This window comes from Mycetocola spongiae, from assembly GCF_020424085.1.
GTDB lineage: Bacteria > Actinomycetota > Actinomycetes > Actinomycetales > Microbacteriaceae > Mycetocola > Mycetocola spongiae.
Genome location: NZ_CP080203.1, coordinates 1,599,499 through 1,620,891, shown reverse-complemented (window position 1 = coordinate 1,620,891; position 21,393 = coordinate 1,599,499). Strand labels below are relative to the sequence as shown.

General features: G+C 66.0%; 17 protein-coding genes and 1 riboswitch. Of the genes, 8 read left to right on the top strand and 9 right to left on the bottom strand.

Annotated features, from left to right (window positions below):
- Window positions 1-3 precede the first annotated feature (3 nt).
- Complete coding sequence (locus KXZ72_RS07300) at window positions 4-1,065, top strand: ABC transporter permease (RefSeq protein WP_226079719.1); 1,062 nt, start codon at window positions 4-6, stop codon at window positions 1,063-1,065.
- Window positions 1,062-1,841, top strand: a complete 780-nt coding sequence (locus KXZ72_RS07295; protein ID WP_226079717.1) for an ATP-binding cassette domain-containing protein — start codon at window positions 1,062-1,064, stop codon at window positions 1,839-1,841. The genes KXZ72_RS07300 and KXZ72_RS07295 overlap by 4 nt, the downstream gene beginning before the upstream one ends.
- Here KXZ72_RS07295 and KXZ72_RS07290 read toward each other — a convergent pair.
- Together KXZ72_RS07290 and KXZ72_RS07285 are read right to left on the bottom strand one after the other, a co-directional pair.
- A complete protein-coding gene (locus KXZ72_RS07290) occupies window positions 1,838-2,638 on the bottom strand; it encodes an alpha/beta fold hydrolase (RefSeq protein ID WP_226079715.1) in 801 nt (266 codons plus the stop codon). The two genes, KXZ72_RS07295 and KXZ72_RS07290, sit on opposite strands and share 4 nt — an antisense overlap.
- Window positions 2,639-2,644: 6 nt before the next feature.
- Window positions 2,645-4,084: a helix-turn-helix transcriptional regulator gene (locus KXZ72_RS07285; RefSeq protein WP_226079705.1), complete on the bottom strand. Its 1,440-nt coding sequence runs from the start codon at window positions 4,082-4,084 to the stop codon at window positions 2,645-2,647.
- A 139-nt stretch (window positions 4,085-4,223) separates the two neighbouring features.
- On the opposite strand from KXZ72_RS07285, the gene KXZ72_RS07280 reads away from it, so the two are divergent.
- Window positions 4,224-6,053 (top strand): phosphoenolpyruvate carboxykinase (GTP), encoded by a 1,830-nt coding sequence (locus tag KXZ72_RS07280; protein WP_226079703.1) that lies wholly within the window; start codon window positions 4,224-4,226, stop codon window positions 6,051-6,053.
- Between the two features lie 76 nt (window positions 6,054-6,129).
- On the opposite strand, the gene KXZ72_RS07275 is transcribed toward KXZ72_RS07280, so the two are convergent.
- The 7 genes from KXZ72_RS07275 to KXZ72_RS07245 form a co-directional block, all read right to left on the bottom strand.
- Window positions 6,130-8,028 carry an ABC transporter ATP-binding protein gene (locus tag KXZ72_RS07275; protein ID WP_226079696.1) on the bottom strand — a complete coding sequence of 633 codons (1,899 nt, stop codon included), beginning with the start codon at window positions 8,026-8,028 and terminating at the stop codon, window positions 6,130-6,132.
- Between the two features lie 211 nt (window positions 8,029-8,239).
- A complete protein-coding gene (locus tag KXZ72_RS07270; protein ID WP_226079688.1) occupies window positions 8,240-9,646 on the bottom strand; it encodes an MFS transporter in 1,407 nt (468 codons plus the stop codon).
- A 295-nt stretch (window positions 9,647-9,941) separates the two neighbouring features.
- Entirely contained in the window at window positions 9,942-10,412 is a 471-nt protein-coding gene (ribH, locus tag KXZ72_RS07265) for a 6,7-dimethyl-8-ribityllumazine synthase (protein WP_226079686.1), read from the bottom strand.
- Between the two features lie 26 nt (window positions 10,413-10,438).
- The gene (ribA, locus tag KXZ72_RS07260; protein ID WP_226079684.1) at window positions 10,439-11,716 is read right to left on the bottom strand and encodes a GTP cyclohydrolase II; all 1,278 of its coding nucleotides are present in this window, start codon (window positions 11,714-11,716) and stop codon (window positions 10,439-10,441) included.
- Complete coding sequence (locus KXZ72_RS07255; RefSeq protein WP_226079682.1) at window positions 11,713-12,345, bottom strand: riboflavin synthase; 633 nt, start codon at window positions 12,343-12,345, stop codon at window positions 11,713-11,715. Before KXZ72_RS07255 ends, ribA begins: the two co-directional genes overlap by 4 nt.
- Window positions 12,345-13,412: a bifunctional diaminohydroxyphosphoribosylaminopyrimidine deaminase/5-amino-6-(5-phosphoribosylamino)uracil reductase RibD gene (ribD, locus tag KXZ72_RS07250; RefSeq protein WP_226079681.1), complete on the bottom strand. Its 1,068-nt coding sequence runs from the start codon at window positions 13,410-13,412 to the stop codon at window positions 12,345-12,347. Before ribD ends, KXZ72_RS07255 begins: the two co-directional genes overlap by 1 nt.
- Before the next feature lie 76 nt (window positions 13,413-13,488).
- Window positions 13,489-13,657, bottom strand: a riboswitch (FMN riboswitch).
- 58 nt (window positions 13,658-13,715) lie between these two features.
- Window positions 13,716-14,702: a sugar-binding transcriptional regulator gene (locus KXZ72_RS07245; RefSeq protein WP_226079679.1), complete on the bottom strand. Its 987-nt coding sequence runs from the start codon at window positions 14,700-14,702 to the stop codon at window positions 13,716-13,718.
- Between the two features lie 100 nt (window positions 14,703-14,802).
- On the opposite strand from KXZ72_RS07245, the gene KXZ72_RS07240 reads away from it, so the two are divergent.
- The 5 genes from KXZ72_RS07240 to KXZ72_RS07220 all read left to right on the top strand — a co-directional run bounded on the left by KXZ72_RS07240 (window position 14,803) and on the right by KXZ72_RS07220 (window position 21,392).
- Complete coding sequence (locus KXZ72_RS07240; protein WP_226079677.1) at window positions 14,803-16,551, top strand: glycerol-3-phosphate dehydrogenase/oxidase; 1,749 nt, start codon at window positions 14,803-14,805, stop codon at window positions 16,549-16,551.
- Between the two features lie 388 nt (window positions 16,552-16,939).
- Window positions 16,940-17,965, top strand: a complete 1,026-nt coding sequence (locus KXZ72_RS07235; protein WP_226079675.1) for a zinc-dependent alcohol dehydrogenase family protein — start codon at window positions 16,940-16,942, stop codon at window positions 17,963-17,965.
- 66 nt (window positions 17,966-18,031) lie between these two features.
- Window positions 18,032-18,682 (top strand): DUF2291 family protein, encoded by a 651-nt coding sequence (locus KXZ72_RS07230; RefSeq protein WP_226079673.1) that lies wholly within the window; start codon window positions 18,032-18,034, stop codon window positions 18,680-18,682.
- Window positions 18,679-20,235: a sugar ABC transporter ATP-binding protein gene (locus KXZ72_RS07225; RefSeq protein ID WP_226079671.1), complete on the top strand. Its 1,557-nt coding sequence runs from the start codon at window positions 18,679-18,681 to the stop codon at window positions 20,233-20,235. Before KXZ72_RS07230 ends, KXZ72_RS07225 begins: the two co-directional genes overlap by 4 nt.
- Window positions 20,232-21,392, top strand: coding sequence for an ABC transporter permease (locus KXZ72_RS07220; RefSeq protein WP_226079669.1), 1,161 nt, complete (start codon window positions 20,232-20,234; stop codon window positions 21,390-21,392). Before KXZ72_RS07225 ends, KXZ72_RS07220 begins: the two co-directional genes overlap by 4 nt.
- Window position 21,393 lies beyond the last annotated feature (1 nt).

The window sequence follows — 21,393 nt, the reverse complement described above, 5'->3', positions numbered from 1 at the left end:
GCGATGACGCGGCAACACAGCATCCCCCAGACCGCGCCGGGAGGCGATGAGCGGCTCCGCACCCGCTCGCTTCCCGCGCGGCTCTTCCTGCGCCCGGAAATCGGGGCCTTGGCCGCGGCCATCGTGCTCTTTTTGGTCTTCGCCTCGGTATCTCCTGTCTTCACGACCGGGGACGCGCAGGCCACGATCCTCTACGGCGCCTCGACCGTGGGCATCATGGCCGTGGGGGTATCCCTGCTGATGATCGGCGGCGAGGTGGACCTCTCCGCGGGCGTCGCGGTGATCAGTAGCGCCCTCACCGCGGCGCTGATCGCCTATTGGTTTGGCTCGAATATCTGGGTGGGGGTGGGGCTCGCCCTGGTGTTCTCCCTCGCGATGGGGTTCATCAACGGCTGGCTCCTCACCAAAACCAGGCTATCCAGTTTCATCGTGACCCTGGCCACCTTTTTTATGCTCGCGGGGCTTAACCTGGGGCTCACCCGCGCCCTGACCGGCGGCGTCGCCACTCCCTCGGTGCAGGATGCCGCTGGCTTTGAACTCGGACGGGCCATCTTCGCCTCCGATATTCCCGTGTTTGGGCTCTCGATCAAGATCACCGTGTTTTACTGGATCGGGCTGGTGCTCACTGCCACCTGGATCCTGCGCCGCACGCGCGTGGGGAACTGGATCTTCGCGAGCGGGGGCGGCGCCGAGGCTGCCCGCGCGGTGGGCGTGCCCGTGGTCAAGACCAAGATCGGCCTGTATATGGGCGTGGGCTTTTGCGCCTGGATCCTCGCGATGCACCTGCTCTTTGCGTTTAAAACCGTGCAATCGGGCGAGGGCATCGGCAATGAGTTCCTCTATATCATCGCCGCGGTGGTGGGCGGCTGCCTGATGACCGGCGGCTATGGCAGCGCGATCGGGGCGGCCATCGGCGCGCTGATCTACGGCATGGCGCTGAAGGGCGTGGTGTATGCCGAATGGAGCCCCGACTGGCTGAAATTTTTCCTCGGAGCGATGCTGCTCGGGGCCACCGTATTTAACATCTATGTGCAGCGTCGGGCGGCACGGGGGAGCGGAAAATGAGTGACAACACACCGCTCCTGAGCCTGCGCGGCATCGGCAAAAACTACGGCAACGTGATTTCCCTGGCCGGAGTGGACCTCGACGTGCGCGCGGGCGAGGTGACGTGTGTGCTCGGCGATAACGGCGCGGGGAAGTCCACGCTGATCAAGATCATCGCGGGCCTGCACCGCCCCGATGCGGGAAGCCTGCGCGTGGATGGCACGCCCGTGAGCTTCGGATCGCCGCGGCAGGCGCTGGCCGCCGGGATCGCCACCGTCTATCAGGACCTCGCCGTGGTGCCCCTGATGCCGATCTGGCGCAATTTTTTCCTCGGTTCCGAACTCACCCGCGGACGCGGCCCGCTGCGCCGCCTGGACGCCGCCCAGATGCGCCGGATCACCCGCGAGGAGCTCGCGGGCATGGGCATCGACCTGCGCGATGTGGATCAGCCCATCGGCACGCTCTCGGGCGGCGAGCGGCAGAGCGTCGCGATCGCCCGCGCCGTGTATTTTGGCGCGCGTATTCTTATCCTGGACGAGCCCACCGCGGCCCTCGGGGTAAAACAATCGGCGATCGTGCTGCGCTATATCCTGCGGGCACGCGAGCGGGGGCTCGGCGTGATTTTTATCACCCATAACCCCACCCATGCCTTCCCCGTGGCCGACCGCTTCCTGCTGCTCAAGCGCGGGCGCAGCATCGGCAGCTTTGCCCGCTCCGAGGTGAGCATCGAGGAGATCACCGCCCTGATGGCCGGTGGGGACGAGCTTGCCGAGCTGATGGGGGAGCTGGAGGGCTAGGCAGTATCGCCCGTCTGCCGGGCGAGGAAGTCCAGGACCGCGTCTTTAAAACCGCGGGCCCCCACTGTATTCAGGTGGCCGCGGCCGGGGATCTCTACAAACTCGCCGCCCGAGGCGAGCGCAAGCGCGCGGCTGCCCGGTGCCACGGCGTCCCTGCCGCCCGTGACAAAAAGCAGCGGCACCCGCGGGGTGCTGCCGATCCGGGCGTGCATTCCGCTGCGCACGCCCGTGACCACGGCGATCATCGCGCGCAGATCATTGCCCTCCACGCCCTCGGCCATCCGCAGATAGCCCGCGGTGAGGGGATCGGCCACGGGAGTGCCCGCCTCCAGATAGGCGTGGGCCGCCGCGGCATCAAAGGTGGTGAGCGGATCGCCCTCGGGCATGCCGCCGAGGATGAGGCTCTCCAACAGCTCGGGGCTCTCCAGCCCCAGCCGCCACCCCGTGCGTGCACCCATCGAATAGCCCAGATAGTGCACGCGGGCCAGCCCATAGGCGGCGAGGACCGCACGCGCATCGGAGGCAAAAATCTCCAGGCTATAGCGCTCGGGCTCAAGCGGTGCGTCACTGCGGCCGTGGCCACGCAGGTCAAATGCGAGCACGTTATAGCCCGCGCGGGTCAGCACCCGGGTCCAGCCGCTGAGCTCCCAGTTGAGGAAGGCATGGGACGCAAAGCCGTGTACGGCCAGGATCGTGGGGCGGGCGGGATCCGCGCCATAAAAATAGCTGGCGAGGCGCACGCCATCCGCGGCTGTGATAAAACGCACGGGCACGCTCGGTTCGGTGGGGATGTCCATGCGCGCCTAGCCCGCGTGCCGTTCGAGGAACTCGTAAACCTCGTTATCGTCCACGCCGGGGAACGTTCCCGAGGGCAGGGGCGAGAGGATATGGGTATGCAGCCGGGCGCTGGGCCAGGACTTATCCTGCCAGCGCTCGATCAGATCACCCGAGGGCCGCCGGCAGCAGGAGGCGTCCGGGCAGGTGCTGACCGCGCGGATCATGCTCTCCCGGCCGCGGAAATACTTGGCCTGCCCAAACGGCACCCCCACCGAGATGGAGAATTCTCCGGCCTCGGTGGATCCGGTCTGGGTGGCGCACCAGAACGTGCCGGCCGGGGTATCGGTGTACTGATAAAACTCGGTGGTGCGGTTGGTGCGTTCAAACGCGCTGCGGGCGGCCCATTTGCGGCACGCAATCTGGCCCTCGATCGCACCCGTGACATCCGAGGGCAGCGGCAGACCGTCGTTTTCGTAGACCTTGGAGATCGCGCCATCCTCGCCCACCCGCAGGAAGTGCACGGGCATATCCAGCTGCGAGGTAAACAGGTTGGTGAGGCGCAGGGCCGCGGCCTCATGGGTCACCCCAAAGGCATCCCGGAAGTCCTCCACCGCGAGATTGCGCTCGCGCTTGGCGGCGTGCAGGAACCCCACCGCCGCGGTCTTGGGCATCAGGCAGGCGGCGGCAAAATAGTTAATCTCCAGCCGCTGATGCAAAAACTCGGCATAGCTGACGGGCCGGGTATGCCCCAGAATGCGGTGCCCCATCGCCTGTAGCGCCATCGAGCGCAGGCCGTGGCCGCCGGGAATCGAGGCCGGCGGCAGATAGATGCGGCCGTTTTCCAGATCGGTCACGGAGCGTGCCGAATGCGGGAGATCGTTGACGTAGATGAGTTCCAGGCCCAGCTGCTCGGCCATGATGCTCACCGTGCGGTGGGTCAGTGCGCCGGTGACGTGGCCCGAGGCCTTGACCCGTTCCTCGGCAATGCGCTCGATCTCGGGAAGATAGTTATTCTGGGTGCGCATGAGTTCGCGCTGCTCGGTATTGGCCCTGCGCGCCTCCTCGGGGGTGGCGATGGCCTCCGCGGCGCGGCGCTGCAGCTCGCGGTGCATACCCACCAGCGAGCGCAGGGCGTCATCGCTCATGCCCTTCGAGGCCCGCACGGTGGGCAGGCCCAGCTCGGTGAATACGGTGAGGCGCTGCGCGCGCTCTAGCTCGATTTCCAGGGCCGCGCGCTGGCTCGGCGGTTCGCTCGCGAGCAGCTCCGAGAGTTCCAGGCCCAGGGCCGTGGCGATGGACTGCAGGGAGGAGAGCTTGGGCTCGCGCTTGCCGTTTTCGATCAGGGAGAGCTGGCTGCCGGCCAGGCCCACGCGCTCGCCGAGCTGGTCGAGGGTCAGGGAACGCGCGGTGCGGAAGTGGCGCACGCGACGACCCAGCGTGGCCAGGTCGGAGGAGGTACTCGTCATGAAATTCATAATATCTAAAAAAGCGAAGTTCTTAACTGCTTTCTGACAATAATGATTCGGAAATTATGACGCAGGATGGAGGTGGGCGCGAAAGTTAGCGCCAAATTTGTGGCAGAGGCTATTGAAGGAGCCGGGGAATATGTCCATCGCGGAGATTAACATCAGCAACGTTGACGAGGCCGTCACCGAGCACGAGGGCCTCGCAGAACTGCGTGGGTGGGTGCGCGAGATCGCGGAACTCACTCGTCCCGAGCGCATCGTCTGGTGGGGAGGCACCCTCGCCGAGACCGAGGCGCTCTCGGAGCAGCTGGTGGCCGAGGGAAAACTGATCCGACTCAACCAGGATCTGCGGCCCAATAGCTATCTTGCCCGCAGCGCCCCGAGCGATGTGGCGCGCGTGGAAAGCCGCACGTTTATCTGCTCCGAAAACGAGGCCGATGCCGGCCCCACCAATAACTGGCACGAGCCCGCGAGCATGCGCCGCGAACTCGACGGCGTTTTCGCCGGGAGCATGCGCGGCCGCACGATGTACGTGGTGCCGTTCTCGATGGGGGCCGTGGGCGGACCGCTCTCGCATGTGGGGGTGCAGGTGACCGACTCGGGCTATGCCGTGCTCTCGATGGGCATCATGACCCGCGCGGGCAGCGAGGTCCTGGACATCATCGCGCGCGGCGAGCACTGGGTGCGCGCCGTGCACTCCGTGGGCGCGCCGCTGGCCGCGGGCGAGGCCGATGTGGCCTGGCCCTCAAATGACAAAAAATACATCGTCCAATACCCCGAGACGCGGGAGATCTGGTCCTTTGGTTCGGGCTATGGCGGCAACGCCCTGCTCGCCAAAAAATCCTTTGCGCTGCGCATCGCGAGCGTCCTGGGGCGCGATGAGGGCTGGCTCGCCGAGCATATGCTGCTGATCCGGCTGATCTCGCCGGAGGGCCGCAAATTCCACTTCGCCGCGGCATTCCCCTCGGCCTGTGGCAAAACCAACCTGGCCATGCTGCGGCCCACGATCCCCGGCTGGAGCGTGGAAACCTTCGGCGACGATATCGCCTGGCTGCGGCCCGGACCCGATGGGCGCCTCTGGGCTATTAACCCCGAGGCTGGCTTTTTTGGTGTGGCCCCCGGCACGGGAGCCTCCACCAATGCCACCGCCGTGGATACCCTCTGGGGCAATACCATCTTCACCAACGTGGGGCTCACCCCCGAGGGTGATGTCTGGTGGGAGGGCCTGACCGATGAGGCCCCCGCCCACCTGACCGATTGGCAGGGAAACCCCTGGACCCCGGACTCGGATACTCCCGCGGCACACCCCAACTCGCGCTTCACCGTCTCGGCCGCCCAGGCCCCGTCGATTGCCGAGGACTGGGAGCAGGCCATCCCGCTGGACGCCATCCTCTTTGGGGGACGCCGCGCCACCAACGTCCCGCTGGTGGTTGAGGCCCGGGACTGGGCCCACGGCGTGTTTATCGGCGCCACCGTATCCAGCGAAAAGACCGCCGCCGCCGAGGGGACCGTGGGCGAGCTGCGCCGCGACCCCTTTGCAATGCTGCCGTTCTGCGGATATAACATGGCCGATTACTGGGGGCACTGGCTGCGCGTGGGAGGGCTTCTCGACGCCGAGAAGGCCCCCGGAATCTACCAGGTCAACTGGTTCCGCAAGGGTGAGGACGGCGGGTTCCTCTGGCCCGGATTTGGCGAGAACTCGCGCGTGCTGGAGTGGATCGCGCGCCGCATCGAGGGCTCCGTCTCGGGGCTTCCGAGCGCGATCGGCACCCTGCCGGTCCCGGCCGAGCTGAACCTCGCGGGGCTGGACCTGCCCGCGGCCGATGTGGAGCAGCTCTTTGATATCAACCCCGCATCCTGGAACCGCGAGGCCGATCTCACCGAGGAGTATTTTGCGCTCTTCGGCGATCGGGTACCGGACGCGCTGCGCGAGGAGCTGAGCGGCCTGCGCGAGCGGCTCGGCAACTAGCCCACCCCAAACCACAAAACCCCGCGTTTTCCTGGTCGGAACGCGGGGTTTTGTTCTGCCCGAAGGGGCTCTGTGCCTAGACGAGGAACTGGTGCTTGGCCAGATCACGATAGAGCGGAACCGAGGCGATGAGCTCGGAGTGGGTGCCCGCGCCGAGGACCCGGCCGTGCTCCAGCACCACGATCTGATCGCTGTCTACCACGGTGGACAGGCGGTGGGCGATGATGATGAGCGTGCGGTCCTGCGCCACCGCGTCGATGGCCACGCGCATGAGCTGCTCATTGGCGCCGTCCAGCGAGGACGTGGATTCGTCCAGCAGCAGGATGGGTGCGGCGGCCAGCAGCGCCCGGGCAATCGAGAGGCGCTGGCGCTCACCGCCCGAGAGCATGATGCCGTCCTCTCCCACGGCGGCGTCCAGGCCCGCGGGATTGCGTTCGAGGACCTCGCCGAGGTTTACCGCGTGGAGCACCCGCGTGCACTCCTCATCGCTGGCATCCGGGGCGCCCAGCAGCAGGTTATCTCGCAGCGAACCTGCCAGCACCGGGGCGTCCTGCTCCACATAGCCGATGCGGGAGCGCAGATCGGCGCGATCCAGCGCGCGGATATCCACTCCGCCCAGGCGAATGGCCCCGGCCTGCGGATCGTAGAAGCGCTCGATGAGCCCCAGAATCGTGGACTTACCGGCACCCGAGGGGCCCACCAGGGCCATCCGCTTGCCGCGCTCGGCGCGGAAGGATACCCCGTGCAGCACGGCGGTTCGGGCGATCTTGCCCTCCTCCGCGGGGTCACCCGTGGCCTCGCGCACCCGCGCGGCGGCCTCGGACTCGGTGGGGGCACTCGCGGGGGCCTCGGCATAGCCAAATTCCACACCGTCAAACTCGATGGCCGGGGCCTCGGGCGAGGGAGTACCCGGGGAGGCGAGACCCGCGCGGATCTCGGCGTCGAAGGCATCCTCGGTGGGCAGATCGATGATCTCCTGGATGCGGCCGAGCGCACCGAGCGCCTGGTTGGTGGCGCTGATCGCGCCAAATGCCTGGCCGAGCGGCATGATCATCATAAAAAGGAACAGGATAAAGGCCACGAGGCTCGCGACCGAGATGCTGCCCGAGGCCACCCGGAAGCCACCCACACCCAGAACCACCAGGAACGAGGCCTGCATCGCGATACCGGCCACCGGTACCACGAGCGCGGAGATCTTGGCCACGCGGATACCCATTCGCCAGGCGCCGGTCGCGTGCCGATCCACATCGGCGATCTCGCGCTCGGTGGCGCCCGCGGCACGCACCGTGCGCACGGAGCTGATGGCGCGCTCCACCGCGGAGGCCAGCTCACCCACCTTGGTCTGGGCGGCGGCGCTCGCCGCGCGGATGCGGCTGGACAGCGCCACCACGATGATGATCGATACCGCGACCACACCCACCGTGAGGCCCAGCAGGACGGGGTCGATGATGGCCATCGCGATGATCGCCCCGATGAAGGTGACGGCCCCACCCACGGCCTCCACGAGCCCCTGCGTGAGGACCGCGCGCAGCAGCGTGGTATCGCTGCCCACGCGCGAGACCAGGTCGCCCGTGCGGCGGGCATCAAACTCGGAGATGGGCAGGCGCAGCATCCGGCCGATCAGGCGGCGGCGGCTCGAGAGCACGACCCCCTCACCCGTGCGCTGCAATAGATAGTGCTGATAGCCCGAGAGCAGCCCGGAGACGATCACCAGGCCGATCAGGACCCAGACCAGGGACCCGAGCGGCTGATTTTTCTCCACGATGCCGATGACCTGGCTGACCAGCAGCGGCTGGGCCAGCGAGGCGGCGGCCCCCAGGATCGACAGCGCGATGATGAACCACAGCATCGGCTTATGTTCAAACAGATAGGGGAGCAGCTGCCGGAACGTGGCGCGGGGGCCGGTGGGTTCCGTGCGGCGGCGGCCGAAGGGCGACCGCGAGGGCGGCGGCGTGGGGGACTCGGTGGAGGACATGCTGCCTTTCTGGGAGCCGCGCGCTTTGGCCGCGATACCTGCGGCCGCCCGGGGCTGATGCTCTAAAGGGGGCGGCCAGCTGGCGGCGGGCCCCCGCTCTATCTTAAGCCACGCGCGCGCGGTGGGATTCGCCGGGACAACCGCGGACGAAAACCGCCCCCTCGGTTTTTGTCATCACAAAAACCGAGGGGGCGGGGTGGTCCGCGGGGACCTAGTTATCCATGTTGATGTCCTTGGTCTCCTTGGACAGCAGCAGGGCGATCAGGGTGAGCACACCCATGACCGAGAGATACATACCCACGAGGAACGGGCTGCCGTCGCCGGCCTCCCACAGCTTGAGGGCGATCAGGGGGGCCACGGCGGCACCGAGGATCGAGCTGACGTTATAGCTGATCGCCGATCCCGAATAGCGCACATTGGTCGGGAAGAGCTCGGGCAGCAGCGCGCCCATCGGGCCAAAGGTGGCACCCATCAGGGTGAAGCCGAGGATCAGGAAGATCTGGGTCATCGCGGGGTCGGTGGTGAGCATCGGCTGGAACAGGAAACCAAAGCCGATGATCAGGATCGTCACCACGATCAGGGTCTTGCGGCGGCCGAAGCGATCCGCGAGCGGGCCGGAGACCAGCGTGAAGATTCCGAAGAACACCACGCCGATGATCAGCATCAGCACAAAGTCCACATAACCGAAGCCACCACCCGGGAACCAGGTATCGGCGTTAAAGGGCTTGCCGGCCGCCTCGGCGGTGGCGCGGGCAACCTCAACCGAGGAGGCGCGGGTACCGAAGGTCAGGGTGAAGTTGGTCATCAGGTAGAACAGCACATACGTGGCCAGCATGATGAAGGTACCGAGGATGAGGTTCTTCCAGTGGTTCTTAAAGACCTCGGCCAGCGGGGCCTTCTTGAGCTTGCCGCTATCGGCGTTCTTCTGGAAGCTGGAGGACTCCACGAGGCGCAGGCGCACCCACAGGCCAACAACTACCATCACGGCGGAGAACAGGAACGGAATCCGCCAGCCCCACTCGAGGAAGGCCTCGGACTGCAGTGCGGGGTTCTCGGGGTGGGGGAGCATCGCGTTGATGATGAGGAACAGGCCGTTGGCGATGATAAAGCCCAGCGGGGCTCCCAGCTGCGGGAACGTGCCATACCAGGCGCGCTTGCCCGCGGGGGCGTTCTCGGTGGCCACGAGGGCCGCACCGGACCACTCGCCACCCAGCGCGAAGCCCTGGCCGAGGCGCAGCACCAGGAGCATCAGGGCCGCCCACCAGCCGATGTTATCGAAGGTCGGCAGCACACCGATCAGGAACGTGGCGATACCCATCGTCAGCAGCGAGGCGACGAGGGTGGCCTTGCGGCCGTATTTATCGCCGAAGTGGCCAAAGACCATCGCGCCGATCGGGCGGGCGACCATAGCGGCACCAAACGTGGCGAAGGAGGCCAGCAGCGAGGTGGTCTCGTTGCCGGTGGGGAAAAACAGCGCGGGGAAAACGAGGACCGCCGCGGTGGCGTAGACGTAGAAGTCGTAGAACTCGATCGTGGTGCCGATGAGGCTCGCGAGAATTACGCGCGAGCGGGGATTGGCGGGGGCGGCCTGGGGCGCGCCGGTTGCGGTGGCTGACATAGTCACTTCCTGAAAAGAGAATGAGGTATGCCGTAGTGCCGATGCAGGGGTGGCGCGATCGAGAACTGCGGAAAAAAGAGTGGTCCCCGTTGTGTGGGACCTCCGTTAATATACGCCGGTATTTTGTATAGCAATAATTATTCGGCGTGTTCAACAATATTTATTACGAGATGGCGACGGTGTTTTGTCGCATTAGCCCGAATCCGGGGTGCGCCGGGGCCCCGGGGCGGGCCCCTATTTAGGGGTTAACCACGGCGGCGGGGGCATGAGAATCATGCCCCCGCCGCGGGAGAAGCTAGAGCGAGCGCAGCAGCGCCGCGGTGGTGACCGCGGCCTCGGCGGCCTCGCGCCCCTTATCCTCCTTCGAGCCGGGGAGGCCCGCGCGGTCCAGCCCCTGCCGCTCATCGTCCAGGGTGAGCACACCAAAGCCCACGGGCTTTCCGGTGAGCACCGAGACCTGGGTCAGGCCCGAGGTGGCCGCATCCGAGACATACTCGAAGTGCGGGGTGCCGCCGCGGATGATCACGCCGAGCGCGACCACCGCATCCGCACCGGCATCCAGCACGCGCCGGGCCACCACGGGCAGCTCAAAGCTGCCCGCCACCCGGATCACGCTAAACGCGGCACCGGACTCGGCAAGGGCGCGCTCGGCCCCCGCGATCAGGCCGTTGCTGATTTCCTCGTGCCACGTGCCGGCAATCACGACCACGTTGAGCCCGGTGCCATCCACCGGGAGAGAGTTCTGGGGTGCGCCTTCACTGGCCATAATGCTGTGTCCTTTACTGGGGGAAATTAGGGGCGGGGGAGGGCGACCACGGGGGAACCCGCCTCGCCGGCAAACTGGTGACCCATGCGGTCGCGCTTGGCCTGCAGATAGCCGGCGTTAACCTCGCCGACACCCACAACCAGCGGGGTGCGCTCGGCGACGGTGATGCCGTACTGCTCCAGCTGGCGCACCTTCTCCGGGTTATTGGTGAGCAGGTTCACGCTGCTCACCCCGAGGTCCTCGAGGATCGCGCTCGCCGCGTGATAGCTGCGGGCATCCGCGGGCAGGCCCAGCGCCAGGTTGGCGTCCAGGGTGTCCATGCCGGATTCCTGCAAGCTATAGGCGCGCAGTTTATTAATCAGGCCGATGCCGCGACCCTCCTGGCCGCGCAGGTAGATCACGATGCCGCCGTCCACGTTAATGGCCTGCAGTGCCGCGTCCAGCTGCGGCCCGCACTCGCATTTCAGCGATCCAAAGGCCTCCCCGGTGAGGCACTCCGAGTGCACCCGCAGGAGCGCATGGGCCCCCGGCTCGCCCTTAATCAGCGCAACATGATCGGCCCCGGTCTCGCGGTCGCGATAGGCCCGCACCCGGAAATCGCCGTGGATCGTGGGCAGCAGCGTCTCCACCTCAAACGTGACGGAGGAGGGCTCGGTGCGGTTAATCGGCTCGGTCAGCGAGACCGCCTCGACGATCTCCAGGCCGCGACGATACTCGATCAGATCGGCAATCGTGATCACGGGCAGGTCAAATTCCACGCCGAGGGCGATCAGCCCGGGCAGGCGCATCATCTCGCCGTCCTCGGCGACCACCTCGCCGATCGCGCCGACCGGGGGAAGCCCCGCCAGGCGCATCAGGTCCACGGCGGCCTCGGTATGGCCGGCGCGCTCAAGCACCCCGCCGTCCACGGCGCGCAGCGGCACGATATGACCCGGGCGGATCAGATCGGTGGCGACCGAGCCGGGCTCGCCGAGCACCCGCAGCGTGCGGGCGCGATCGGCCGCGCTGATGCCGGTGGTCACGCCACTCGCGGCATCCACCGTGACGGTATAGGCGGTGCGCCGGATATCCTCGCTATGCTCCACCATCATCGGCAGTTCCAGCCGATCGGCGAGCTCATTGGGCATCGGGGCGCAGATATAGCCGCTGGTATGACGCACGGTCCAGGCGAGCCACTCGCGCGAGGCGAGGGCGGCCGAGAGAATGACATCTCCCTCGTTTTCGCGGCCCTCGTCATCGGCCACGAGGACCGGCTTTCCGGCGCGCAGCGCCTCAAGTGCGTCGTGAATGGTTCCCAGGCTCATCGGTTCTGTCCTTTGTTGGGGGTGGCGGCCAGGGCGAGCATGCGCTCAACGTGGCGGGCCAGGATATCGGTTTCAATATTGACGCGGTCGCCCACGGCGCGCTCGCCGAGGGTGGTGGCCACGAGGGTTTCGGGGATGAGGGAGACCTCAAACCACTGCTCCGGCTCGGCCGGATCGGAGATGGCGCTCACGGTCAGGGACACCCCGTCCACCGTGATCGACCCCTTGCCGGTGACCAGCGGGGCCAGCTCGGAATCCAGCGAGAAGCGCAGCACGCGCCAGGCCTCGCCGGGAGTGATGCTCAGCAGCGTGGATGTGCCGTCCACATGGCCCTGGACGATATGTCCGCCCAGGCGATCGCCCACGCGGGCCGCGCGTTCCAGGTTCACGCGGGTGCCCACGCCGGCATCGCCGAGCGCGGAGACGCGCAGGGACTCGGCCATAACATCGGCGGTGAACCCCTCCGCGGTCTGCTCGATCACGGTGAGGCAGACGCCGCTCACGGCGATGGAATCGCCGTGCCGCGCATCGGAGACGGCCAGCGGGCCGCGCACGCTGAAGCGCGCGGCATCCGGGCCGGGCGTGATCTGGGTGATCACACCGAGCTCCTCGATGATTCCGGTAAACACTATTTTTCTCCCGTCGTATGGGCCACGATGCGCAGATCGGAGCCGAGGCGCTGCACGTCATCAAAGACGAGGTATTGCTGCTGGGTAATGGAGGTGATGCCCAGATCGGTCACGGCCACGCGGGGTCCGCCGATCAGGGTGGGGGCAAGATAAACCAGCACGGTATCGGCGAGGCCGGCCGCGAGGAAAGAGGAGGCGAGGGCTGGGCCGCCCTCCACAAATACCGAGTGGATGCCCAGCGCATAGAGCTCGCGCAGATCGGCCTCCAGGTCGGCCCCGGAGACCTGAATCGGGGTATGTGGGTGGCTCTTGAGCTGAGCATCCGCGGGGATTGCCCGCCGCCCGAAGACCACGGGGATCGGCTGGTCCTCGGCGAGGACGCCCTCGATGCGGGCGGTCAGCGCGGGATCATCGGCGAGTACGGTTCCGGTGCCCACCGCGATGGCCTCGGCGCGCGAGCGCCAGGCGTGCACATCGGCGCGCGCCTCGGGGCCGGTGATCCACTGGCTTGAGCCATCCGCCGCGGCCCCGCGGCCGTCCAGGCTGGACGCCCACTTCACGGTGACCACGGGGCGTCCCAGGCGGGCGCTCGCGAGCCAATCGCCCAGCAGGGCCTCACCCTCCGCGCGGAGCAGCCCCGCGCGCACGCTCACGCCCGCATCGCGCAGCGTCTGTGCGCCGTGGGCGGAGCTCGCGGCGAGCTCGCCGGTCACGGGATCGGGAACCACCCGGGCGGCCCCCGGATCGGAGACGGCGTACACCACGTGGGCGATACCCGCGGCGATCAGGGCGCGCGCACACGGACCTGTGCGCCCCGTGTGATTACACGGTTCCAGCGTGACCACGGCGGTGGCGCCGCGGGCGAGCCCGGGATCGGCCAGGCGGCCCAGCGCATCAACCTCGGCATGCGCGGTGCCCGAGCCGCGGTGCCAGCCCTCGGCGAGCACCTCGCCCCCGGGGGAGAGGATGACACAGCCCACGCGCGGATTAACCCCGCGCTCGGGGCCGCGGGCGGCAAGCTCAAACGCGCGGCGCATGGCCGGTTCGAGCTGAGTATCGGAAATCATCGGAGTGTGCCTTTGGTCGGGCGTGCTCCGGGTCGCGAGGTCACCCCCACCGGCGGTCGCCGAATAGCGGTGATTCTCGTGTGCTGCCTCTCATCCGGACTCGAGCCTGCGGGAGCAGACCCATAACCGTCGGTGCCGGAATTTCGCCGGCTCAACCGCGTTGAGCGGGGAGTTTTCTCCCGTTTCTTCACGGCTCGCGGACTTTCACCGCCGGTTCGGACTCTCACCGACCCCGGAGCACATTTCGTATCTATCGTAGGACAACACCGCGTGTCCGGGGTTATTCCCGCGTCATAAAATTACTTATGCGTCGCTGGGGCCCTGGTCCACGAGGCGGCGGGCGGTGCCGGCGTCCACGATCAGATCGGTCACGAGGCCCGCGGCGAGGGCCCCGCGCAGCGTGCGCAGCTTGCCGGTGCCGGAGACCACGCAGACGCGGCGCGCGATTCCGCGCAGCACCGTCATGCCCGGGCCCGAGGAACGGTCGTTCAGCGCGATGTTATCGCTTGTGCCGTCCTCGCGATAAAACACGGTGGCCACGTCTCCCACCACGCCGCTGCCGCGCAGCTCGGCGAGGTCGGCATCGTCGATATAGCCCGCGGCGTAGAGGTGGCTGGGCACCTCGGCAAACGTGGAGCCCAGGCCAAATACGGCGATATCCAGCGAGCGCTGGCGTTCGACCACGCGGCTCACGCTGCGCTCGCGCCACATCGCCGTCTTGGTGGCCGGGTCATCAAAGACCGCGGGCACGGGGAACTGCTGGATGGCCGCGCCAAAGGCGGCACCAAAGCGCTGCAGGATCTCGCTGGCATAGGCGATGCCGGTGGTGCGCGGATTGGCCGCGCCGTTGAGCTGCACGATGCGCGAGTTATGGGTGGGCTTGGAGGAGAGATTGCGGGAGATCGCGCTCATCGTGGAGCCCCAGGCCACACCCATCGACATATTGGAGTCAAAAAAGCCACCGAGAATCCGTGCAGCGTAGAGCGCGACCCGGTCGAGACGATCCACGTCGCTGATCTGATCGGGCACGGATACCACGTGGGCGACCACACCAAATTTTTGACGAATATCGTTTTCCAGCTGGCGCGGTGCGTCGAGCGGGGAACGCACCTGGATCTCCACGAGGCCCGTATCGCGGGCGTGGCCGAGGAGCCGGGAAACGCTGGAACGCGAGGTGTGCAGCTCCGCCGCGATCGCGTCCATCGTCAGATCCTGCAGGTAGTAGAGCTGGGCAGCGGTGAGCGCGTCGCGGGTCTTCCCGCTGAGCGAGAACGAGTCCGGAAGTGACATTATTGCTCCTTGCACGTTTGTGCACAGACTTTGCACGTTGTTGAATGGGGGGTGACAATCGAGGGGAACACTTAAAACTCTAGTGAAGGGCCCGCACGTTATGTCGTCTCAGTCGGAGAACCAGGGGATCACCCGAGCCTCGATCGAGGTGCTGCGATCCCACCCCGAATCTCAGGTTCTGATCATCGGGGGAGGGATCAACGGTCTAGCCACATTTCGCGACCTGGCTCTCCAGGGAATCGATGTGACTCTTATTGAGCGTAACGACTTTTGCTCGGGAGCGTCGGCCGCGTCGAGTCATATGATCCACGGCGGCATCCGCTACCTCGAAAATGGCGAGTTCCGGCTCGTGAAGGAATCGGTCCAGGAGCGCAACGGCCTGCTTAAGATCGCGCCCCATTATGTGAAGCCCCTCGAGACCACCGTGCCGATTTTTTCGACCTTCTCCGGCATCATCACCGCGCCGCTGCGCTTCCTCACCCATAAGCAGGGCAAGCCCAATGAGCGCGGCGCCCTCCTGATCAAAATGGGCCTGATGATGTACGACTCCTTCTCCCGCGATGGGGGCACCGTGCCGCGCCACCGATTCCACGGAAAAAAGAAGTCGCTCGCGGCGCTGCCGCACCTCAACGCCGACCTGAAATACACGGCCACATATTTTGACGCCTCGGTGCACGATCCCGAGCGCCTCGCCCTGGACGTGCTGCACGATGGTCTCGCCGCGGGCGAGCACGCGCGCGCCGCCAATTATCTTGAGGCCGTGGGGGCCGCCGAGGGCGGGGGAGTGCGCGTGCGCGATACCGTCAGCGGCGATACCTTTACGCTGCGCGCCGATGTGATCATCAACGCCTCCGGTCCCTGGACCGACCTCACCAATGCGGCACTCGGCGAGGGCACCACCTATATGGGCGGCACCAAGGGTTCACATATCGTGCTGGATAACCCCGAGCTGCTTGCGGCCACCGCCGGGCGCGAGATCTTCTTTGAGCACAGCGATGGCCGCATCGTGCTGATCTATCCGCTGAAGGATCGCGTGATGGTGGGTACCACTGACCTCGAGGCCGATCCCGCCGAGCCCGCGCGCTGCACCGAGGAGGAGGTGGACTACTTCTTTGAGTTGATCAACCACGTCTTCCCCGCCGTGGCCGTGAGCCGCGATGAGATCGTTTATCGCTTCTCGGGGATTCGCCCGCTGCCCGGCCACGGCGATACCCAGCCCGGATTTGTCTCGCGGGACTACCGCATCGTTCCCACCGAGCTCGGCGGCACCCCGCTGCTGAGCCTCGTGGGGGGCAAGTGGACCACGTTCCGCGCGCTCGCCGAGCACCTCGCCAATGAGGCGCTGGAGCGGCTCGGCCGCACCCGCACCTCCTCAACCGCGGGGCTGGCAATCGGTGGCGGCCGCGATTATCCGGCCACCGATTCCGCCCGCGAGCAGTGGGTGCGCTCGCGCGCCTCCCACCTGTCCACCGCGCGCGTGGAGCAGCTGCTCACGCGCTATGGCACCCGGGCCGAGCCGCTGATCCTGGCGCTCGCCGCGGGGGATACCGCGCTGCGCAGCGCACCGGATTATGGCGTGCAGGAGCTTGCGATCCTCGCGGCCGAGGAGCGCGTGGTGAGCCTGAGTGACATGATGAAGCGCCGCACGAGCCTGGCCTTCACCGGGCGCGGGCACCGCCCCGTGCTGGAGGAGGTGGCCGCGGCAATCGCGCCCGCCCTGGGCTGGGACGCGGAGCGCACGGCCGCCGAGGTGGCGGCCACCGTGGCCGAGCTGGCCGAGGATCACGGCATTCTTGACGCCGGTTGGGTGCGCCCGGCGCCGCGGCACGAGGATCTGCCCGTCGCCTAGGTAACTCCCGTGTGATAAATCACGCGGGAATATCCAGTCATACGCGGTTATCGCCCGGAATCCCGGGGGATAACCGCGTTTTGGCGTTCCGGGGTAAATATCTCACGAACGCCGCTTCGCGCCGCCTGGGGCCGAAAATCCGCGAGTTTCCGGGGGGTTATCCCTCGTTAACGGTTAACCCTTGTGTTAACTTACTCCCGATTTCACGCAAAATATCACGATTAGACACCGTTATCACGCTTCTGGTGCCGGTAAGCCTCACGAGTTGTGTTAGTTTGGGATAAGTAGATAACAACCAGATGACGCCGGACCACCCCAGTCTCGACGTTGACACCCGCGACAGTCGCCAATCAAAGCTGAATTGGTGACGGAAATGGCATTGACGAAGATGCGAGCAATAGTTTTCGATAAGGCACACGAGCTTTCGCTGACCGAGGTTGCGACCCCGAAGGCCGGGCCCAAGGACGTCATCATCAAGGTGGCCGCGGTTGGTATCTGCGGCACCGATACCCACGTCTTTGACGGCGAGTTCGAGGGCACCATCTACCCCCTGATCCCGGGCCACGAGGCCACCGGTGTGGTCACCGAGGTGGGCTCCGATGTGCACGACCTCAGCGTGGGCGACCACGTGGCGATCAACCCCTCCACCACCTGTGGCGAGTGTGAGTTCTGTCTCACCGGCCGCGGAAACCTCTGCCGCGCCTGGAACGGCCTCGGCGTGGTTGCCAGCGACGGAGCCTCCGCCGAATACGTCTCGGTGCCCCGCGCCAACGCCTTTAAGCTGCGCCCCGAGACCGACCTGAACTATGCGGCCCTGATCGAGCCCCTCGCCTGCGCCATCCGCGGCTATGACATCCTGCCCCGCAAGATGGGTGAGCACTACCTCATCTACGGTGCCGGCACCATGGGCCTCCTGATGGCCCAGCTTGCCCCCCGCGCCGGCGCCGCGAGCGTCACCGTGGTGGACCTCAACGAGAACCGCCTGCAGGCCGCCCGCGACGTCGGAGTCGAGCACACCCTGACCAACGCCGATGACTCCGAGCGCGAGAACTGGGACGTCGTTATCGACTGCACCGGCGTGATCGCCGCGATCGAGAACGCGCTTCCCCGTGTCAAGGCCGGCGGAACCTTCCAGCACTTCGGTGTGGCCCCCGCCGAGGCCAAGGCCGGCTATTCGCCCTTCCGCGTTTACCGCGACGAGATCAACATCGTGGGCACCATGGCCGTGCTGAACTCCTTCGGCCGCGCCGTCGAGATGTTCGAGGCCGGAGCCATCAAGCCCGAGGCCATGATCTCGCACTCCTTCACCCTGGACGACTATGAGCTCGCGCTCGAGAAGTTCCGCGCCGGAACCGGCCGCAAGCTCCAGATCCGTCCGAATGACACGCAGTCTCGCGTGTTCATGGACCTCTAAGCCCTCACGCAGCACGCTCACCCCCCCCAAGCAAATACTCGCAAAGACGCAGGCAGGAGATTTTACGTGTCTCAAGGAACGAAGAAGAAGTCCCATCGCGGGGCCTGGATCACCTCGGGGGTGATCGTGGTGCTCCTCGTCGCGATGGGAACATTGGGTACCAAGGTCATCAACGAGAACGACGTGGCCGCGGCCACCGCCTCGGGGCTTGACCCGCAGACCTTTGTCACCGAAAGCTATGACGACGTGATCGTCGGCGGCATCACCGAGCGCGCCGAGGACGTTGTGACCGTGGCCGAGGCCCTCCAGGCCGACCCGGCACAGGCAGCAAAGGACTTCGCCGTGGGCAGCGGCCCGACCGCGACCTACTCGGTGAAGTTCACCGGTATCGCCGGCGAGCTGGCCCCCAGCGGCTACCTCCCGATCACCGTGGAGGGCATGCCCGAGGGTGTGGGCGTCTCGGTGCAGACCGGACCCGCGCTGCTGGGAACCGCCCTGCGCGATGCCACCGGCAAGGCCACCTTTGAGATGTTCACCAACCAGCTCGACTTCCAGGGTGTGGGCGATAAGCTCAACGCCCAGATGAAGACCGAGCTGCTGGATAAGCTCGACATCAAGTCCCTCTCGGGCCAGGAGATCACCGTGGTTGGCGCCTTCCAGCCGCTCAACCCCAAGCTCCTGCTGGTCATGCCCGTCTCGATTGAGGTGGCCAAGTGACCGACTATAACGTCGGCGACGTCATCCTCCGGGCCCACGACATCACCAAGAACTACGGTGGTACGCGGGCGCTGAAGGGCGTGAACTTCGAGATTCACAAGGGCAAGGTCACCACGCTCTTTGGCGAGAACGGTGCCGGAAAGTCCACGCTCATGCGCATCCTCTCGGGTGTGGAGCAGCCCTCCAGCGGAACCCTGGAGCTCTACGATCGCCCCGTGACCTTCGACTCCACGAGCGAGGCCTCGGCGCAGGGTATCGGCATCATCCACCAGGAGCTGAGCCTGGCCCCGAACCTCAACGTTCGGGACAATATCTTCATGGGTCGCGAGATCATGACCCCCTTCGGAACCGTGGACTACGCGGCCGAGGAGAAGATCGTGCGCGAGCTCATGACGCAGCTTGAGGAGGACGTGGATCCCCGCACGCCCGTCTCGGACCTGCGCCTGGGCCAGCAGCAGATTGTGGAGATCGCCCGCGCGATCTCACAGGAGGCCCGCATCCTGATCATGGATGAGCCCACGAGTGCACTCTCCGCCGCCGAGGTTGAGGTGCTCTTTAAGGTCATCGACGATCTGACCGCCGCCGGTGTGTCGATCGTATATATCTCCCACCACCTCGAGGAGGCCCTGCAGGTCTCCGATTATGTGGTGGTCTTCCGTGACGGCTCGCTGGTCGCCACCGAGACCGCCGCGGATGTGGACCTGCCCTGGATCGTGGGCCACATGGTGGGAGCCAACTTCGACCTCGGAACCCCTCCCGATGAGGCAGGCTTCGGCGCGACCGCGCTGGAACTGACCGATATCAGCGTGGCCGATAAGAATAATCCCGACCGTATCGCCGTAAAAAACGTGGACCTCACCGTCCGCCGCGGCGAGATCGTCTGCATCTACGGCCTGATGGGTGCCGGCCGCACCGAGCTGCTGGAGGCCCTCGCGGGTCGCGGCGAACTGCTCACCGGAAAGATCGAGGTGGACGGCGAGAACCTCGTGGGCCTCAGCATCTCCGAGCGCATCGGCCGCGGACTGGCCCTCGTTCCCGAGGACCGTCAGCGCGACGGCATGGTCCAGGCCCTGAGCGTGGGACGTAACCTCTCGCTCGCGAGCCTCGGTGCGATCACCAAGCGCCTGGTCCTGAACCAGGGCAAGGAAAAAGAGCGCAACCTGAAGTCCATCGCGGATATCCACATCAAGACCGCAGGCCCCGATGCCCCGGTGACCTCCCTCTCGGGCGGAAACCAGCAGAAGGTGGTCATCGGCAAGATCCTGCAGACCGGCCCCAAGGTCATCCTGCTGGACGAGCCGAGCCGCGGCATCGACATCGGCGCAAAGACCGAGGTCTTTGCACTCCTCGCCGAGCTCGCTGCCGAGGGACTGGCCGTGGTCTACACCACATCCGAGGTCGTGGAATGCCTCGGTGTGGCCAACCGCGTCCTCGTGATGCGCAAGGGCGAATTTGCCGCCGAGTTCAGCTCGGCCAACGCCATCAAGGAAGACATTATGGCCGCCTCCGGTGAGGCTGTCGACATCGAAGACATGAACGGATCCGACAAATGACCAGCTCAACCGCTGCTACCGGGGGCAAGAAGGGCCTTCTCCCGGAGGGCATGACCATCGGGCGCCTGCTCCTTGAGGGACGCGCCTTTATCGCCCTGCTCGTCATCATTATTATCTTCTCCTCGCTGTCGCCGAACTTCTTCACCGCCGATAACCTCGTGGTGATGACCCGGCACGTGGCCGTGAACGCGATCCTCGCGATCGGTATGCTCATGGTGATCCTGAACGCCGGTATCGACCTCTCGGTGGGTTCCACCGTGGCACTCTCGGGCGTGGTGGCCGGTTATCTGCTGCAGGGTGTGAACCTGCCGTTCTGGGAGGCCGTGGCCTATCCCGCCGTCTGGGTTGTGGTGATCATCTCGATCGCCATCGGAGCCGCGGTCGGATACGTGAATGGAATACTGGTCTCCCGGTTTAAAGTGGCGCCGTTTGTGGCCACCCTGGGAATGATGTACGTGGTGCGTGGTATTGCACTGCTCATCACCAACGGCCTCACCTTCCCCAAGCTGGGCGGATCCGAGAGCCTCGGCAATACCGGTTTTGACTGGGTCGGCTTTAACACCGTCTTGATGGTTCCGGTCGGCGTGATCGTGATGATCATCATCGCCGGTGGCTCCAGCTTTGTCCTGAATAAGACCGCCTTCGGCCGCTGGCTCTACGCCTCCGGTGGAAACGAGCGCGCCGCCGAGCTGTCGGGTATCCCCGTGAAGCGCGTGAAGATCAGCGTTTATGTGATCTCGGGTGCCTTTGCCGCAATCGCCGGTCTGATCCTCACCTCGGAGCTCACGAGCGCCACCCCGCAGGCGGGTAACTCCTATGAGCTCACCGCAATCGCCGCCGTGGTTATCGGTGGAGCGAGCCTGATGGGCGGTAAGGGAACCATCCGCGGCACCCTGCTTGGTGCCTTTGTGATCGGCTTCCTCTCCGACGGCCTTGTCATCATCGGAATCTCCGAGTACTGGCAGATGGTCTTCAAGGGCGCGGTAATCATCCTCGCCGTAATGCTCAACGCCGTGGAATATAAGGCGAAGAAGTCCTCCAAGAAGGACAGCGCACTCAAAAAGGTCGGGGCCGCACCGGCACCCGTACCCACCCAGACCCCCGTGGCCGCCGCAGGCACCACGGACACCCCGAACAGCACCACCCGAAAGGAATAAC

Coding starts and splice junctions, on each gene's coding strand:
- ribA (WP_226079684.1), bottom strand. CDS start 11,716: ATGAGCCTGGGAACCATTCACGACGCACTTGAGGCGCTGCGCGCCGGA.
- KXZ72_RS07220 (WP_226079669.1), top strand. CDS start 20,232: ATGACCAGCTCAACCGCTGCTACCGGGGGCAAGAAGGGCCTTCTCCCG.
- KXZ72_RS07235 (WP_226079675.1), top strand. CDS start 16,940: ATGCGAGCAATAGTTTTCGATAAGGCACACGAGCTTTCGCTGACCGAG.
- KXZ72_RS07300 (WP_226079719.1), top strand. CDS start 4: ATGACGCGGCAACACAGCATCCCCCAGACCGCGCCGGGAGGCGATGAG.
- KXZ72_RS07280 (WP_226079703.1), top strand. CDS start 4,224: ATGTCCATCGCGGAGATTAACATCAGCAACGTTGACGAGGCCGTCACC.
- ribD (WP_226079681.1), bottom strand. CDS start 13,412: ATGATTTCCGATACTCAGCTCGAACCGGCCATGCGCCGCGCGTTTGAG.
- KXZ72_RS07245 (WP_226079679.1), bottom strand. CDS start 14,702: ATGTCACTTCCGGACTCGTTCTCGCTCAGCGGGAAGACCCGCGACGCG.
- KXZ72_RS07285 (WP_226079705.1), bottom strand. CDS start 4,084: ATGACGAGTACCTCCTCCGACCTGGCCACGCTGGGTCGTCGCGTGCGC.
- KXZ72_RS07240 (WP_226079677.1), top strand. CDS start 14,803: ATGTCGTCTCAGTCGGAGAACCAGGGGATCACCCGAGCCTCGATCGAG.
- KXZ72_RS07270 (WP_226079688.1), bottom strand. CDS start 9,646: ATGTCAGCCACCGCAACCGGCGCGCCCCAGGCCGCCCCCGCCAATCCC.
- KXZ72_RS07290 (WP_226079715.1), bottom strand. CDS start 2,638: ATGGACATCCCCACCGAACCGAGCGTGCCCGTGCGTTTTATCACAGCC.
- KXZ72_RS07275 (WP_226079696.1), bottom strand. CDS start 8,028: ATGTCCTCCACCGAGTCCCCCACGCCGCCGCCCTCGCGGTCGCCCTTC.
- KXZ72_RS07295 (WP_226079717.1), top strand. CDS start 1,062: ATGAGTGACAACACACCGCTCCTGAGCCTGCGCGGCATCGGCAAAAAC.
- ribH (WP_226079686.1), bottom strand. CDS start 10,412: ATGGCCAGTGAAGGCGCACCCCAGAACTCTCTCCCGGTGGATGGCACC.